Source organism: Eubacterium sp. 14-2, from assembly GCF_000403845.2.
Lineage (GTDB): Bacteria > Bacillota > Clostridia > Lachnospirales > Lachnospiraceae > Petralouisia.
In genome coordinates, this window is record NZ_KE159567.1 from 1,711,170 (window position 1) to 1,727,737 (window position 16,568).

Genomic DNA, 16,568 nt, shown 5'->3' on the forward strand with positions numbered 1-16,568 from the left:
GCTCTTTTCTTTTATGAAACTGGAATTTGGATTGTAGCACAAGAAAATATTTGTGAAAAATAGTTCAAAAACAAATTATTTTGACCGAAAAATAAACAGTGAAGCAGTATGAAATTAAAAATATCCAGTATTCACGACGGAATATGTAAATCAATCCTATGAAAACATTGTATTCTGAGGATTTATATTTCCATGCCATATGTCACATATTCTGCCGCTGATGCTTTGAGGCAGATATGCAGCCAAAGGTGGTGCAGGGTATCATAGAATATCAGCATTACAATACAACAATTGACATTTATACTTATATGGCGGATGAGAAGTAGGAAGAAAGTGGAAAGTTTGGAAAGGCTATGGAGGTTGCTGAATTGGGAGAATTGGACAACTTGGGGATGGCGTAGATGCTTCAGTGAGGTGTATATATTAAAATAGGAAATAATCGCAAAGTGACAACAAATGATTGAGAATCTGAAAATTGCATAACCCGATTGAAAAAAGGGACCTGAGATGATAAGATAAAAATAAAAGTAGAAAAACAAGTGTTTTGTTGAAGAAGAGGCGATAGAATGGCTACATCCAGTATACTGACCAATGTAAAGATTACTGATTCGAAAAAATTGAATCTTTTATCAAAGATTTTGATGCTTTGGCAGATGCTCCCAAAAGAGAGCCATCCGCACCGGTGAGTCGCCAGATGACAAATATAGACGAGATACGGAGCTTGATGTCCAAGAGGGTTCGATAAAATGAAAGAATACAGAGTAGTCAATATATGGGACATGTTGGAAGCAATCGGAGAGGAGAACTTAAGTGCAATTCTCTCCGATTTTTGATAATTGCAGTCATAAGGAGCAGATCATTATGGCAACAGCCCCAATATTTGAAAATGGCAGAAGCCTGACAGCATAGGTTTGGGCAGGGAGAAGGCAGAGCCGCTGAGGAAGAGAGGATACCTATAAGTCTATAGGAAGCATTGATTACAGTGTGTGAAAAATCAGACGTTAATATTGATGAGCAATCATATAGATGACTTTGTCAAAGTGAACGGATTAATAGTAGAGGATTGGGGATAAAATACAGAAATACACATTGCAGGGGTGTAGATTTCATGAATATAGAAGCATATAATCTGGATTCTCTTCGGAGATTAGTACGGAGTCTTCAGGATGAAAATAAAAGACTGAAACAACAGCTGGATAAAGCCAATATTCCCTATGAAACGGAAAATATGTTTGCGGGAAAAATAGAAAACACCCAGGAATACGATCCGGATCAGGGAGGGCGTATTCAGAACCAATTTATCACGCGGGAACTGGCAAACCGGTATTTTTCCATGTTCTGGGGCAGAACCGATGTATATGCAAAAAGAGGAGCGAAAGGCGGGTATTTTCCGCAGTGTAATAATCGCTGGGATAACCGCCTTTGTCCAAAGCAGCAGGGTGAGAAGCAAAGCTGCGAGGTATGTGAACATAGGGAGTGGACAAAGCTTACACCGGAGAAACTCATGAACCATTTACTTGGGATGAAAGAAGATGGTTCTGATGTGTTAGGGGTATATCCTCTTCTTGCAGATGGCACATGCCGGTTTCTTGTATTTGATTTTGACAACCATGAAAAAGACGCGGAGCAGACAGATTTCGCAAACATGGATGAGGAGTGGCATGAGGAAGTGGATGCCATCAGGATGATGTGTGAACTTAACGGCATTACACCATTGGTAGAGAGATCCCGGTCAGGGAGAGGGGCCCATGTGTGGATTTTTTTTAAGAAACCCATATCTGCGTCTTTGGCAAGAAACTTTGGATTTTTGTTACTGGACAAAGGTTCTGCTTCCATCAATTTAAAGTCTTTCCATTATTATGACCGAATGTATCCCTCTCAGGACGCAGCAAGTGGTATTGGAAATCTGATCGCGCTGCCATTGCAGGGAGGGGCGCTTAAAAACGGCAACAGCGCTTTTGTGGATAAGAACTGGAATGCATATCCGGATCAATGGGACGTTCTGTTAAATCGGACAGAGAAGCTTGGAAATGATGAGATAGAGCGTCTTATGGCAAAGTGGCAGGGAGAACTGTCACAAACTACGGGGATATCGGCTGCTGTAACGATACAGAACAGACCGAAACCCTGGAAGAAAAAAGTCGGTTTTATAAAGTCCGATGTTGTAGGGAAAATGCACATTGTACTGGGCGACGGGATCTATGTTGACACTCTGAATCTGATGCCCAGGCTTCAGAACCAGATCAGGAGCATGGCGGCTTTCGATAATCCTATATTTTATAAAAATAAGCGGTTAGGCTATTCCAACTATAATAATTTCAGCGCTGTGTATATGGGAAAAGATGTGGATGGCTACATCGCCATTCCCCGGGGCTTGAGAGACAATCTGATTTTGTCCGCAAAAGAAGCGGGGATTGAATGTGAGATAGAAGATCAGAGAGAAAAGGGAAGACCAATCCGGGTATCTTTCCAGGGAGACTTGAAAACACAGCAGGATTTGGCAGCGCATAGGCTTCTTGCCTATGACCACGGTGTTTTAAGCGCGGCTACCGCATTTGGTAAAACGGTGGTGTGCAGTTATCTTATATCGGAGAAAAAAGTGAATACGCTCATTCTGCTTCAAAGTAAAGATCTGCTGGAACAGTGGGTGGAAGAACTGAATAAGTTTCTGACCATAGATGAGGAACCGCCTTTTTATAAAACGAAAACAGGGCGTGAGAAACGAAGAGACAGTGTGATCGGCATCCTGCATGGAAACAAGAATACTCTCACGGGTATTATTGATGTAGCCATGATTGGCTCCATGTACAGCAAAGGAAAATTCAATAAAAGAATCAATTCCTATGGAATGGTCATTATGGATGAGTGCCATCACGCAGGCTCCGCAACTGCAACCCAAGTTCTGCAAAAGGTAAACGCCAGATATGTTTATGGAGTAACTGCAACTCCAAAGCGGGGCGATAATCTGGAGAAGATCATCCATATGCTGCTTGGGCCGGTCCGGCACAGCTACACGGCAAAAGAACGGGCTATAGAGCAGGGGATCGGTCATTATGTGTATCCGAGATATACGAGGGTAATAGATACAAGAGAGGATAGGGGAGATATCAATGGAGCCTATGCATTGATTGGCAATAGCACGGTAAGAAATGACATGATTCTTGAAGATACCAGGGCTTGTGTTAAGGATGGAAGGACTCCGGTTATTTTGACCAGATATAAGGAACAGGCGAAATATTTGTATGAGAATTTACAAAAAGGTGCAGACCATGTGTTTCTCTTTTATGGAGATAACAGTGATAAAGAGAATTCATCCATAAGGCAGCGCCTTAAAGAAGTTTCAGAGGATGAGAGCCTGATCTTGGTGGCAACGGGACAGAAGATTGGCGAGGGATTCGATTACCCAAGACTTGATACCCTGATGTTGGCGGCTCCAGTATCATTTGAGGGAAGGCTGGAGCAGTACATTGGCAGACTAAACCGGGATTATGAGGGAAAGAAGGAAGTGATTGTCTACGATTATATTGATTCCCATATCCGGGTTTTTGACAATATGTATGTAAAAAGGCTTCGTACCTATAAGAGAACAGGCTTTGAACTGATTGCAAATGGTGTTTTGGCAAAGCAGAACGTGAACGCAATTTATGACAGCGGCAGCTATATGGATGTATTCGAACAGGATATTGTAGAATCTGAGAAGAAGATTATCGTGTCCAGCCCGGAGATTACCGAAGACAAGGTGGATCGTTTTTTATGTCTTGTGAAAGCAAGGCAGGAAGCAGGCTGCAAAGTTATGGTAATTACGACAGAGCCGCAGAATATTGCCTATGGCAGTCCGGAATTTTGCCAAAGACTTATTGATACTATGCGGGAAAGTGGTATTCATGTTATCATAAAAGAAAATGTGGAAGAGCACTTTTCTGTCCTGGATGATGAACTTGTCTGGCATGGCGGAATGAACCTTCTTGGCAAGGAAGATGTATGGGACAATTTGATAAGGGTTAGGTCGGCTCAGATAGCGGCAGAATTATTGGAGATAGCTCTGAAAGAGGAATGAGAATTGGAAAGAGGCAATTATCATGCGGAAGGGATTTTGGAAACAGTTATTCTACGAAGATAAATTTGATAGAAAATATAAGAGGAGAAATCGGAGAACAGCCAGAAGAAAGTTGAAGCAAATGGGGGAATAAAGAAAAATATATATTTTATTGACTAATATGTACCAATTAACATATAATATTTAGTACAATAAATAGTACGGTTTTAAGTACTGGAAGGGGTGCGCTATGATCGCGACAAAACAGATGGATGTAAGAGCAAATATAAAAAAATATTTTGATATGGCTTTTAGCGGGGAGACGGTAATCGTATCTCGTAAAGAGAATAAGAATGTGGTTATTATATCAGAATCAGAGTACAATGAATTAGAAAAGGCCAAAAAGAATGTTGAGTATTTGGCAAAATTAAACAGGGCAGATGAACAGGTCAAAAACGGGCAGGTGGTAACAAAAACCATGGATGAACTTCTGGCCATGGAGGAATAGTTTATGAAAATCACTTTTGCAGAAGAAGGATGGAGTGAATATCTTTATTGGCAGACACAGGATAAAAAGATATTAAAAAGGATCAATCAGTTATTGCAAAGCATAGAGAGAGATGGAGTATTACATGGAATTGGAAAGCCTGAGCCGCTGAAATATGGAAAATCCGGTTCATTCAGCAGGCGAATCGATGAAGCCAATCGTTTAGTTTATGAGGTTTCAGATAACCAAATTATTGTGAAATCCTGTAAGGGCACTATAAGGATTGATTCTGCAGCAAAAGAGATGGGAATGTAATTCCAATTTCATAAGATGAAGCAAAACGCTGGAAACCCGCAAGGTTCCAGCGTTTTTTGCGTTTCTGGGGTGTCATTTGGGGATGATGGAAATTAGAGGATTTTGCGGAAAAGTTGGTAAAAAACTGGTACGGGAATTGGTAAAATCTTTTACCAACTTTTAAGGGGCGAAGTTTGCAGGTTTTTTATAGAGAAGGAACGAGTGGGATTTTTTACGAAGGAAGCAATGAAAAAAATGATGAAAGAGAGGACGAAGTGCATGGAATTGATTGAGATGATGGTGGTGATGGGGAAGAACCGGATGATCCAGCTGCCGGAAGAGGAAGTGAAAGTAATGGGGCTGAAGGAAGGGGATGAGCTGTGTCTGTCTTATCTGGTGGATGATTGGATGGAGGGGAAGGTGAATGAGGCGGGGGAGTTTTTGGTGGAGAGGGTAAGATGATTAATATATAAGAACAAGGGATTTTAAATGGTAATGATGGAGAAAAAGCATTAGAACATGTGGAATATGTTTTCTCCGAAATTCTTATTTAGTATACAGATTAAGAAACAGCCTATGTCAGAAAACCTGAAGACAACACAGGTCAAAAATAGGGAAGAAGTGCAGAGCGGATCAATGAAGTTGGGTTAGAAAAAAGATATTTGTATATGAGATAGAAGGAACTTCCATAATCGGAGGTATCCTTCTTTTTTTATTGCTTGAACAAAAGCCGTATAGAAAAAAATGACCAGAAGGAGACGAGGTACATGAAATCAGAGGATGAACATATGAGAAGCAGGGAAAATTCTGGTTATAAGCAGGGACGTAGCGGAAGAGGAGGCAGCCATCCTGGCAGAGTGCCGGATGCAGTAAAGGATTGGAAAAAACGAAAGGGGAAAGCGATATGGGATGGATACTGGGTATTACAGCAGCAGTAGGGATTCTTTTGGCCGGAATAGCCGGACTCGCATGCGTAGCGGTGTACAGAGTCAGTGAATGTCAGAACGATTGAAAAATTCCGTCCATCATGGCGGACAAAAGCGGATCAGAAAGAAAAGGAGCGTAGCATAACATGATCAGACAGATCGAAAAAGAGGAACTCCGAACGATGCATGGCCGTGAGGGGCTGGTCCTCCAGGGCTGCGGCGGGGATCTGAAGGAGTGGACAGACGGGATCAACCAGATGCTGGAGCAGGAAGGGATCCTTCCCAAAGGGAAACGGCTGGATGATGTGGCGGTTTTCCGGAATGAGGGGATGACTGGCAAAAATCCAAATTTTGCGTTACAGGAAAAAGAATATGCTGACCATAAGTTCCCTTATCCTGACAGGAGTATTGCTGCTGGGGCTGTCATCTGTCCTTTCTTCAATAGATGCCAGAGAGATGTCTCTGTCCGGTTTTACAAGAGGGCAGTTTGTGATAGGATTTACCAGTCAGGAACTGCGGGAAAATCCTTTGGAGAAGGTTCAGACGGAAAGCCCCTTTACGGATGAAATATACCATGCCCTGGCCAGCGTTTCCGGTGTAAAAGAAATTGCAGATGACTGGCATCTTCCTGTGTCCGTTGATTTACAGGCAGCGGAGTCGGATGCAGAAATTGTGGGGTTTGTACAGGATGATATGGAATTACTGCAGAGTTGTATTTCAGACGGGATAATTCCTGATTATGAGAATCTGGTATCGCAGAATCAGCTTATTATCGGCAGGCCTGATGATTTTGAGGAAACTTTCCGTATACAGCCAGAGGTGGGCGTATCTGTTACATTGAAGGTTTTTGACGGAAATCACAGTGAGAATATGCAATTTGAGATAGCGGCAGTTCTTGATGAAACTAAAAGGGGAAACAATGGGGATAAAATTGATATGTTATTACTGTCAGTTGATTCCATGAAAAAGATTGCAGACAGTAACTTAACGTATCAATATGTAATCCGTGTGGGAGATGAGTTTGAACAGCAGGCGGAAAAAGAAATAGAACAGATTTTGGCAGAACATCCCCGTTTGGATGCTGTCACCCTTTCGTCTGCTGTTGCCCAAAACGAAAATTTCCTGCAGGGAACAGAATTTGCGCTTGCAGCTGCAGTCATATTCATAGGTTGTTTTTCAGTGATGAATTTACTGAATACGATATTGACGGGTATTATAACAAGACGTAAAGAGTTTGCACTTATGCGCTCTGTGGGAATGTCAGAAAAGCAGCTTTCCTCCATGGTACATTACGAAAGTCTGATTGTGGTATCTGTGGGGCTTGTCCTGTCACTTTCCATTGGCGGCGGCATTGGATATGCTGTTTGCAGTTTTCTGAAAAGCAGCCTGATGAGTTATCTGAATTATCAGTTTCCGTATGGTATTGCTGTTTTTTACGGGATCATTGTCATTTTGTGCAGCAGTATTATGACAGAAGCGGCATTAAAATATCAAAATAAACTGTCGGTAACAGAGTTATTTTGATTTTTATTGTAAGAAAGAAGGAACCGTGCTAAAATAAAAAGAAAGCGAAACATGGCAGGCACAGAGAAACTGCAGGAAATGTTTCGGAGGGGTGTGTATAAGGGATGTTTTTCTGCGGTAACATGAAAACTCACACATAAGCATGTCAGGAAAGGACGAAGGATAATATGAAACAGTATAAAGCAGTAGCAGGACCAAAAAATTTCAGTGTTGCCAAAGGCGATTCTCAGGCCGCATTTGATACGTTTGCAGAAATCATCAATCGTGAGGCAACAGAAGGGTGGGAATATCATTCCATGGAAAACATCAGTGTCACCGAAAACCCAGGCTGTACGCAGAAGCCTTTCACCATAAACTATTATATGTTGATCTTTGTAAGAGATATCTAAAATACAAAAGACAGAACTTGTGTGTGAGATTTTATACAGTCTGGAGGGAATAGTTTGAAAACTGTAATTTTTACAGAAGAACAGCTGCTCAGTCCGGAAGAGATTGGCAGGGCTCTGTTTCAGGACGAACAGGACCCGCGGAGTTCAGCGTATGTCAGAAAACTGAAGCGTCCGCCCGTTAGCTGGAGCAGAATTATGATACGCCTTATCAGCCATTTCTTTGGATTGGGAATATTTATGGCAGGCTTAAGATACCTGGGCCTGTCTGTGGCCGTATCTGTTGTTTTCACAATAATTGTTCTGGCGGCAGATGTCATCTTCGCTTTGAAGCGAATCACCATTTGTCTGATAAAGATTTATCAAAGATATACACCGGCTTCCGTTCGAAATAAATGTCGGTTTGAACCATCCTGTTCCGAGTACATGCTTCTTGTCATTGAGAAATACGGTTTAAGGAAAGGATTGCAAAAAGGAATCAGCCGTCTGAAACGATGCAATATCAATGGCGGAGGATTTGATTTTCCATAAAGCAGATGAAAAGATGCAGGCCTGGCGCCTGCATCTTTTAGTTACACATCATGTCAGAATAATATCTGACTCTTTTTCATCATTTATTGTTGATTTATATCATCAATATGTTATAATTTTACATGCAAGATATAAAAAATAAAAGAAGGAAGGAAAAAATTTATGGAGAGAAGGAAATTTCCAGCTCGTTTCTGCGCGTTTTTACTGGCAGCAAGTCTCAGCGTTGCTGATACATTGCCTGTATATGCGGCCTCAGTATCGAAGGAACCGGTAACGGATAAACAGCAGATGGAAGAAAATGCTGATGAAAAAATCGTTTCCGAAGAGGATACAGAAACAGCTGCTGAATCGGACAAAATGGAACCGGAATCAGAAGTGGAAACTTCTGATATAACAGAAGCAGAAGAGAAAGCAGTTGGTGAAACCGAAATGGGAGCGGAGCCGGAAGCAGTTTCTGAGCCGGGAACAGGGGAAAGCCAGGAAGCGGCAGCCGGAATACAGACAGGCAGCGACGGACTGATTTATCTGGATGGTGTGCTCTATAACGGCTACTATATGGACAGCGCAGGCATTCTATATCTGGTAACCAACGGAGGGGCAGAAGCGAAAACAGGAACTGTGGGCGCAGGAACTGTATATTACAGCATACCGGACAATGGGATGATAACGCTCCCTGTCCAGACCGTGTATGTTGCAGGAAAAGTCTATACCGGATATTATCTGGAAGCGGATGGCATTCTGTATCTGGTAACTAATGGAGCAGCGGAAATAAAAACAGGAACTGTGGACGCTGGAACCGTGTATTACAGCATACCGGACAATGGGATGATAACGCTCCCTGCCCGTACCGTGTATGTTGCAGGAAAAATCTATACCGGATATTATCTGGAGGCAGATGGAATTCTGTATGCGGTAACCAATGGAGCGGCAGCGCCGGAAAGCAAAATCATCAGTGCAGGAACCGCATATTACAGTATACCGGACAATGGGATGATGACCCTGCCGAAGCAGACGGTGTATGTGGACGGTAAAGTATATACCGGGTATTATTATAACAGCAAAAAGAAGATGTACCAGGTGAAAAAGGGTACCCCCACACTGAAAACCGGAATTGTGAAAAAAGGTACCAGATATTACAGTTATAATGAAAAAAAGAAACAGAAGCTGTCAAAAGAAACTTTGTATGTCAAAGGAAAAATCTATACCGGTAATTATCTGGACAGTAAAAAAAGAATGTACGGAGTGAAAAAGGGTACCCGTACACTGAAAACCGGAATTATGAAAAAAGGTACCGGATATTACAGTTATAATGAAGGAAAGACCCGGAAACTGTCAAAGGAAACCGTATATGTGAAGGGAACAGTCTATACGGGATATTACCTGAACAGTAAAAAGAAGATGTACAGCGTAAAAAAGGGAGCCGGTACACCGGAAACCGGAATCCTTCCGTCAGGAACTAAGTATTATGGATATAAAGCGGGAAAAACACAGGAGCTGTCAAAGGATACACTGTATGTGGATGGAAAAGTGTACACGGGATATTATCAGGACAGCGGAAATCTTATGTACAGTGTAAATAAGGGAACCTGTTCTCTGATTACTGCAACCCTGAACGCCGGAACCGGTTATTACAGCCAGAATGCAAAGAAAATGCAGACACTTTCCGCAACCACCGTGTATATCAATGGAAAATCAATGGAGGGCATGAGTCCCGAATCACTGGCAACCCTTCAGAGGGCCCAGGCAGTTGTGGCAGGTATTACAAATGACAGTATGACCAGGGAAGAAAAACTGAGAGTATGCTTTGATTATGTGAAAGCGGCTTATCCGGAAATCAAGCCAAGAATCCCCCATTATCTGGGAATGGACTGGCCGGTGATTTATGCAAATGACATGTTTGTAAACGGAGCCGGAAATTGCTGCAGTTATGCGGCAGCATTTGCATATATGGCAAAAGCCATTGGGTACGAGGAAGTGTACTGCTGCAACAGCGGCGGCCATGGATGGGCTGAAATTGACGGGCTGATTTATGATCCGGAGTGGAGCAAATGGCACCATGTCTATAACTATTTTGCGCTCAGCTATGATACTCCCACAGACCAGGGATATAAGGGAGCCATTGGAGCCGGAAAGCCCTGGATGCGGGTGAAAATCTGATGAAATAACGTAATATTTTTGGAACAGAGGAGAAAAAATGGTTTTCAGTTCATTGGTATTTTTATGCATATTTTTTCCGGTTGTATTTTGTCTGCACAGCGTGATACCTTCCATAAAGGTGAGAAATGCGCTTTTGATTCTGGCGAGCCTGATTTTTTATGCTTTTGGCGAGCCGGTTTATGTGGTTGTAATGGTGATAAGTGCATTTCTCAATTACCTGTGCGCAATGCTTATGGAAAAAATAAACCGGAAAGCTGTGCTGGCCGGGGCAGTGGCGCTCAATATCGGTATGCTGAGCGTATTCAAATATACCGGATTTTTTATCACCACCATAAACAGTGCACTGCACTTACACATAGAAGTCCCTCAGATTGCACTGCCCATCGGTATCTCCTTTTTTACCTTTCAGGCGCTGTCCTATGTGATTGATGTCTGGCGGGGGCAGGTAGAGGTTCAGAGGAAATTCAGCAAAGTGCTGCTGTACATATCGTTCTTTCCTCAGTTGATTGCAGGGCCTATTGTAAAATACAGGGACATTGCCTGTGAAATAGACAGCCGCAGGGTGGATCTGAGGGAAGCGGCTGCCGGTCTGAGGCGTTTTATCTGTGGTCTGGCGAAAAAGATACTGATTGCCAATACCATGGCCCTGACTGCCGACCGTGTATTTGCCCTGGAGATGGATTCTCTGAATATCCTGGGAGCCTGGCTTGGCGCAGCTGCCTATACCATGCAGATTTACTTTGATTTCAGCGGATACAGTGACATGGCCATCGGACTGGGGCGGATGTTCGGTTTTCATTTCAGGGAAAACTTTGAATATCCATACGGTTCCCTTACCATTAAGGAATTCTGGCGCCGCTGGCATATTTCCCTGTCCTCCTGGTTTAAGGAGTATGTGTATATTCCCCTTGGCGGCAACCAAAAAGGCAGAGTGCGGACAGGAATCAATAAGATGACGGTATTCTTCCTGACCGGACTCTGGCATGGCGCCAACTGGACCTTTGTGGTATGGGGACTGTTTCATGGAGCCTTCAGTTTTCTGGAAGAATTTGTTCCATCCCTGAAAAAACTGCCTCGCGTGCTGCTGCATGTATATACCATGACCGTGGTGACCTTGGGGTTTGTGATTTTTCGGGCAGATACCCTGGGCCTTGCTTTTGGCTTTATTGGAAAAATGTTTACAGGATTTGAATTTACAGCATCTTCCATGTCCTTTGTATACCGGCAAATGACGCCATTTTTCCTCGTCATATTACTGGCAGCTGTCATCGGATGTGCTCCGGTCCGGCGTCTTACCCTGAAACTGAGAGAAGTATCCGGGAAAGAGGAAATGACTTCGAAAGAAAACGCGGTGCAGGCCATTTTGTACCTGGCTGCATTTGTGCTGCTTTTGTGGTGTATCATCAGACTGTCAGGAGGTTCCTATAATCCTTTTATCTATTTCAGATTTTAGGATAATCAGCAGGGGAATGTCTGTGCAAAGAGGAGAATGTATATGAAGAAAAGTTTAATATTCATCCTGGCCTGTATGGCGGTCTGTCTGCTGCCGCTGGCAGGTATGGCTGTGCGGCCCACAACGGTGAGCACAGAAAACAGGGCAATGTCTGATTTTCCGGATTTGAAGAGAGAGGATGGAGGATGGAATCAGGAGTTTTTCCGGGAATTTGAGAAATATTTCAATGAGCATTTTGCATTCCGAAATGAACTGGTTTATGCAGATGCTGTGATTCAGACCTCCCTTTTCCAGGTTTCCAGTGTGGACACCGTAACGTATGGGAAAGACGGATGGCTGTATTATACATCCACGCTGGATGACTATCTGGGAACCGGCAGAATGACGGACCGTCAGATTTACAGCCTTGCCCATAATCTTTCACTGGTCTGGCAGTATGTGGAGGAAGCAGGAAGTGATTTTCTTCTGGCAGTTCCGCCCAATAAAAATACATTGTACGGAGAACATATGCCATACTATGATTCCTGGATTGTGGATCCGGCGCACAATGTGGATCTGCTGGCAGTAAGGCTGCAGGAACTGGGCATTCCCTGTGCAGATTTGCCAGAGCTGTTTCGCAGTGAAAATGAGGTACTGTATTTAAAACGGGATTCCCACTGGAATATGAAGGGAGCTGTTCTGGCATACAACTGCATCATGGACGCTCTGGGCTATGTCCATGAAGATTATGGGGACACCCCTGTGAGCCGGGTAAAAGACGAGGACGGCGATTTGAATCGGATGCTCTATACTCTGTATGGGGAAAAAGAACTGAATTACAGATATGATATGGAGCAAAAATATACCTGTACCAATGGGGCAGAAAGCGTGGAAGACCCATGGATTGAAACAGAGGGCGGAACCGGAAACGGTACCCTGCTTATGTTTCGTGACTCTTTTGGAAACACGCTGCTGCCTCTGATTGCAGATCAGTTTGAAAAAGCATGGTTTACAAAAGAGGTTCCCTATGGGCTGGAAAGCCTGATGGAACAGTATCATCCCGACACCGTAATATTTGAAAAAGTGGAGCGTAATCTCTCGGAATATATCAGTATGCCGCCGATTATCTCCGGGGTGGAAACGGAAATTTCCCGGATTGAGGAATCTGTGGAATCCCATGCTGAAATTTCTGTGAAATCCCTGGATTACGATTTTAATTATTACAAAATCAGCGGGAAAGTGGATGAAGAACTTCTGGGGGATGAGACGGATATTCTGGTACGAATCAACGACACTTATTACAAGGCGTACCATATTGGATGTAATGGTTATGAACTTTATGTGAAAAAGGAAAAGATACAGACCTGGCCTGCGGAACTTGAGGTACTGACAGAGGACCAGGGAATTTACAGGTCGGTTCAGGTGAAAAAAGTAAAAGAAGGAGAACTGCTGCCATGAAGATGATGAAAAAGATAATAATGTCCGGTCTGGCCATCTTTTTTCTGATGGGGCTGTGTGCCTGCGGGAAGGTGACCGTTAAGATTAACGATGGCGGCGTTATGACAGAGATGGAGGTTTCTTCCTCAAAGACAGTGGAACAGGCCCTGGAGGAAGCGGAGATTACGTTAAATGAGGGAGATGAAGTCAGTCCGAAATCAGATACAAAAGTATCTGACGCACAGGAGATTGTGGTTTCCAGAAAAAATACCGTCAGCCTTTCCATGGACGGAACTGCCAGGGAAGTGGTGATGGTGGGAGGAACGGTGGGCGATTTATTAGAACAGGAAGAAATCACCCTGGGAGAAAAGCAGCATGTGAATTATGATCTGGATGAATATCTGAAAGATGGAATGGAAGTAAAAATTTCTTATTCTTTCAGTCTGGAAGTTCAGTGCGACGGGAAAACTTACAGTCAGGAAATGGAGGCGGAAACCGTGGGCGACGTACTGGAGGAGCTGAAAATCACCCTGGGAGAAGACGACCGGGTAACTCCTTTAGCCACAGAAGCAGTGACGGAAGGTATGAAAATTGTGGTAAACCGCGTGACTTTTGATACTGTTGTGGAAACAGAGGAAATGGAATACGAAACGGTATATGAAGATGACGGCTCCCTGGCAAAAGGGAAAGAAGAAGTCAGCGTGAAAGGAGAAAACGGTGAAAAAGAAGTGACTTATAAAGTTACTTACCTGGACGGAACGGAAGAGTCCAGAGAGGTGGTAAGCGAAAAGGTCACAAAAGAACCGGTAAATAAAGTTGTGAAAGTGGGAACAAAGGCAGAATTTTCCTCCGGCGGTTCCGGGAGAGGGGTGGTATCGAAAAAGGCCTTCTATGACTGTGATGGTTCCGGACATGGATATTATGAGATAACATATTCAGACGGAAGTGTGGAATATCAGGAATTCTGAAACAGTATGAGGTGCAGCACCGGCGGCTGAAAAGTCGGCGGCGCTGCATCTTTTTTTTATTCTACAGGAAATACCTTGTCACGCTAAAGCGCGAAAGTATCTTTCCTGTAGAATAAAAAAGAATATGCACGCTCGTGCGAATAGAAGATGTCACTGCGTGACCGCACTCGGCGCAGCAAACCGTCCAGGTCCCTCATGAGAGAGGGATTCAGGGAGCCCCTGCGGACCTGTCCGGTTTGTTCTTCTATAGGAAAAATCTTGTCACGCTAACGCGTGAAAATGTTTTCCTGTAAGACAAAAACAATTATTTTTCCGCAGTCCTTTTTGCCTGTTCGCTGTTTCTGACCGTTTCGATATGCAGCAGCAGGCCCACCACATCCACACAGCCAAGGGATGGAAGTACAGATTCTCCTTCTGAGCGTTCCACATCGTACAGCCGGCCGTTTCTGCCTTTTCGGATGGCAAAACATCCATGTTCGCCCAAAGCAGGCATATCAGAAAAAAATGTCTGGCCAATGATATTGTATTCGTACAGCCCGGTTCCGGACGGGAGTTTCCTGGCTGCAAGATAGCAGCCGCTGCATTGATTATCCGGGCCATATTGCCGGCAGTCTGCGGCCGCATAGTAGAAATCCGCATTCTGAGACAGCCTTTCCAGAATCTGGCATGAGCCGTCATGCAGAATGGAATCGACTGACGCTGTTGTCTTATGGGGGTCCGCGGGAATTTCTGAGGAAATGAAGCCTGAATGCTTCAGACGATGCTGCAGAAGATATGCCCGGATGGCGCCGGCCATACTCTGATATGAATGAATCTGCACGGTTTCCAGCATGTTTCGGATTTCTTCCGGCAGGATATTGCCCTCAAAAGAAAGAGAATACAGCATTTCATCACTTCCAAAATCAAACTGGTATTTCCATGAACTTATGGGTTTCAGAATTGTGTCTGGCATAATAAACAAACCTCCTTTTTCTATTGTGAGAAAATCATAACATTTTTGACGGGGCTGCTTATTTTACAGACAGTCTGGGGGACAGGTTTCTTAATAAAGTATATCATACTGTTGTAACTTGTCAACAACGCAGGATTACAAGCAAGGCACATTGTTGATATAATTTAACATCAAAAAGAAAGGTGGAGAGAATAATGGATGTGGAACTGTGCCTGAAGGAAATGGGGAGGAGAATTATGGAAAGGAGGAAAGGCATGGGACTGACCCAGGAGGCCCTTGCTGAGAAAAGTGATCTGACTACTCAGTTTGTTTCTTATGCAGAGAGCGGAAAGAGAGGCATGAGACCTGAAAATCTGATGAAGATGGCAGAGGCGTTGGGTGTCAGCACGGATTACCTCCTTACCGGGGACATTATTGACAAGGATAAACTGTTGTTGTCAGACAAGCTGGACAGGCTCACACCCCGGCAGGTAAGGCTGGTGGAGAGTATTATAGACGAGTGTATCCTTCTTTATGACGGGGAGAACTGCTGATTTCAGACAAAAAAGAATGCGTTTGACGCATTCTTTTTTGTCTGAAATCAGCAGGAGAGGGCTTCCGGCCTCTGGCCAGCGGCAAATCGGCCGCTTTGTCGACAGCGTTTTACAAATGCAGATATGCAAAGTATGTCATATTATTGGTAATTTCCGGATTTATCAGAAAAAAATGACGAGGTAAGGTATGAAAAGCAATATTATTGAATTTCAGAACTACCAGAGAAAATGCCCTCCGGGCGTGAAATATACAAAAAGAGTGAAAAGAAAAGATATTTCCAGAGTACGAAAAAAGAAGATAGAAGCAGTGGTAAGCGAGCTTCTGGAGGAGAAAGGCGTGGAGGCGTCCGGAGGTGTGGATATTGTCTCCATAGCAAAATGGGAAGGATTTCTGGTACAGAAGGTATACCTTCCGCCGGAAACCGTGGGCTTTCTGGCAGTCAACGAAGAAGAATTTATTGAAGGGACAGAAAGCCATAAATGGATTGTGATTAATCGGGGATTTGTGAGTGCGGAAAATGAGGCGGGGCTGGAGCTGAAAAAGAGCCGGTTTATTACAGCCCATGAATATGGCCATTATATGCTGCACAGAAAAGATTTAAAGAAATTTGCCCATAAGGACACCGGGGAAAGCAGCAGCCTGGAGGATCTGGAGGCAGATTATTTTGCCAGAAGTATTTTAATGCCGCTGGATATTTTTCAGATCGTCTGCAGAATGCTGGCAGGAAGCATTTCAAGGTCTGAAGAGGAAGAAGATTACGACCGGAAAGTGGAGTATCTGTCTGATATTTTCAAGGTAACAAAAGAATGCGTCAGACGGAGGCTGGAAGATTTGCTGGAACTGTTAAATTAACGGAGAACGACTTGCCAGAATCCGGTATTTTTATTATACTGTATAATGGTGT

General features: G+C 43.6%; 16 protein-coding genes. 15 read left to right on the plus strand and 1 reads right to left on the minus strand.

Annotated elements, in window-relative coordinates; genetic code table 11:
* Positions 1–1,108: 1,108 nt before the first annotated feature.
* The 13 genes from C805_RS15015 to C805_RS15055 all read left to right on the plus strand — a co-directional run bounded on the left by C805_RS15015 (position 1,109) and on the right by C805_RS15055 (position 14,178).
* Positions 1,109–4,057, plus strand: a complete 2,949-nt coding sequence (locus tag C805_RS15015; protein WP_016214733.1) for a TOTE conflict system archaeo-eukaryotic primase domain-containing protein — start codon at positions 1,109–1,111, stop codon at positions 4,055–4,057.
* A gap of 229 nt (positions 4,058–4,286) precedes the next feature.
* Entirely contained in the window at positions 4,287–4,544 is a 258-nt protein-coding gene (locus tag C805_RS15020) for a type II toxin-antitoxin system Phd/YefM family antitoxin (protein ID WP_016214734.1), read from the plus strand.
* A gap of 3 nt (positions 4,545–4,547) precedes the next feature.
* Positions 4,548–4,838, plus strand: coding sequence for a Txe/YoeB family addiction module toxin (locus C805_RS15025; RefSeq protein ID WP_016214735.1), 291 nt, complete (start codon positions 4,548–4,550; stop codon positions 4,836–4,838).
* Between the two features lie 225 nt (positions 4,839–5,063).
* Positions 5,064–5,279 carry a hypothetical protein gene (locus C805_RS0105470; RefSeq protein WP_155957624.1) on the plus strand — a complete coding sequence of 72 codons (216 nt, stop codon included), beginning with the start codon at positions 5,064–5,066 and terminating at the stop codon, positions 5,277–5,279.
* 305 nt (positions 5,280–5,584) lie between these two features.
* Complete coding sequence (locus C805_RS26400) at positions 5,585–5,755, plus strand: hypothetical protein (protein ID WP_016214737.1); 171 nt, start codon at positions 5,585–5,587, stop codon at positions 5,753–5,755.
* Positions 5,756–5,889: 134 nt separating this feature from the next.
* Positions 5,890–6,309 carry a hypothetical protein gene (locus C805_RS27090; RefSeq protein WP_022751155.1) on the plus strand — a complete coding sequence of 140 codons (420 nt, stop codon included), beginning with the start codon at positions 5,890–5,892 and terminating at the stop codon, positions 6,307–6,309.
* The gene (locus C805_RS15030; protein WP_242832671.1) at positions 6,233–7,267 is read left to right on the plus strand and encodes an ABC transporter permease; all 1,035 of its coding nucleotides are present in this window, start codon (positions 6,233–6,235) and stop codon (positions 7,265–7,267) included. Before C805_RS27090 ends, C805_RS15030 begins: the two co-directional genes overlap by 77 nt.
* A gap of 167 nt (positions 7,268–7,434) precedes the next feature.
* The gene (locus tag C805_RS15035; protein ID WP_016214739.1) at positions 7,435–7,656 is read left to right on the plus strand and encodes a DUF4177 domain-containing protein; all 222 of its coding nucleotides are present in this window, start codon (positions 7,435–7,437) and stop codon (positions 7,654–7,656) included.
* Positions 7,657–7,710: 54 nt separating this feature from the next.
* Complete coding sequence (gene yidD, locus C805_RS27095) at positions 7,711–8,184, plus strand: membrane protein insertion efficiency factor YidD (protein ID WP_016214740.1); 474 nt, start codon at positions 7,711–7,713, stop codon at positions 8,182–8,184.
* Positions 8,185–8,346: 162 nt separating this feature from the next.
* Positions 8,347–10,341 (plus strand): hypothetical protein, encoded by a 1,995-nt coding sequence (locus C805_RS25265; protein WP_016214741.1) that lies wholly within the window; start codon positions 8,347–8,349, stop codon positions 10,339–10,341.
* Between the two features lie 37 nt (positions 10,342–10,378).
* Positions 10,379–11,794 (plus strand): MBOAT family O-acyltransferase, encoded by a 1,416-nt coding sequence (locus tag C805_RS15045; RefSeq protein ID WP_016214742.1) that lies wholly within the window; start codon positions 10,379–10,381, stop codon positions 11,792–11,794.
* Between the two features lie 42 nt (positions 11,795–11,836).
* Entirely contained in the window at positions 11,837–13,231 is a 1,395-nt protein-coding gene (locus tag C805_RS15050; protein WP_016214743.1) for an alginate O-acetyltransferase AlgX-related protein, read from the plus strand.
* Complete coding sequence (locus tag C805_RS15055; protein ID WP_016214744.1) at positions 13,228–14,178, plus strand: ubiquitin-like domain-containing protein; 951 nt, start codon at positions 13,228–13,230, stop codon at positions 14,176–14,178. Before C805_RS15050 ends, C805_RS15055 begins: the two co-directional genes overlap by 4 nt.
* A gap of 304 nt (positions 14,179–14,482) precedes the next feature.
* Here the strand turns inward: C805_RS15055 and C805_RS15060 are convergent, their stop codons facing one another.
* On the minus strand, positions 14,483–15,130 hold the full coding sequence (locus tag C805_RS15060; RefSeq protein WP_016214745.1) for a hypothetical protein: 648 nt from the start codon (positions 15,128–15,130) through the stop codon (positions 14,483–14,485).
* Positions 15,131–15,351: 221 nt separating this feature from the next.
* Here C805_RS15060 and C805_RS15065 point away from each other — a divergent pair, with 221 nt between their 5' ends.
* Entirely contained in the window at positions 15,352–15,663 is a 312-nt protein-coding gene (locus C805_RS15065; RefSeq protein WP_371197647.1) for a helix-turn-helix domain-containing protein, read from the plus strand.
* A 187-nt stretch (positions 15,664–15,850) separates the two neighbouring features.
* Entirely contained in the window at positions 15,851–16,516 is a 666-nt protein-coding gene (locus tag C805_RS15070) for an ImmA/IrrE family metallo-endopeptidase (protein ID WP_016214747.1), read from the plus strand.
* Positions 16,517–16,568: the final 52 nt, after the last annotated feature.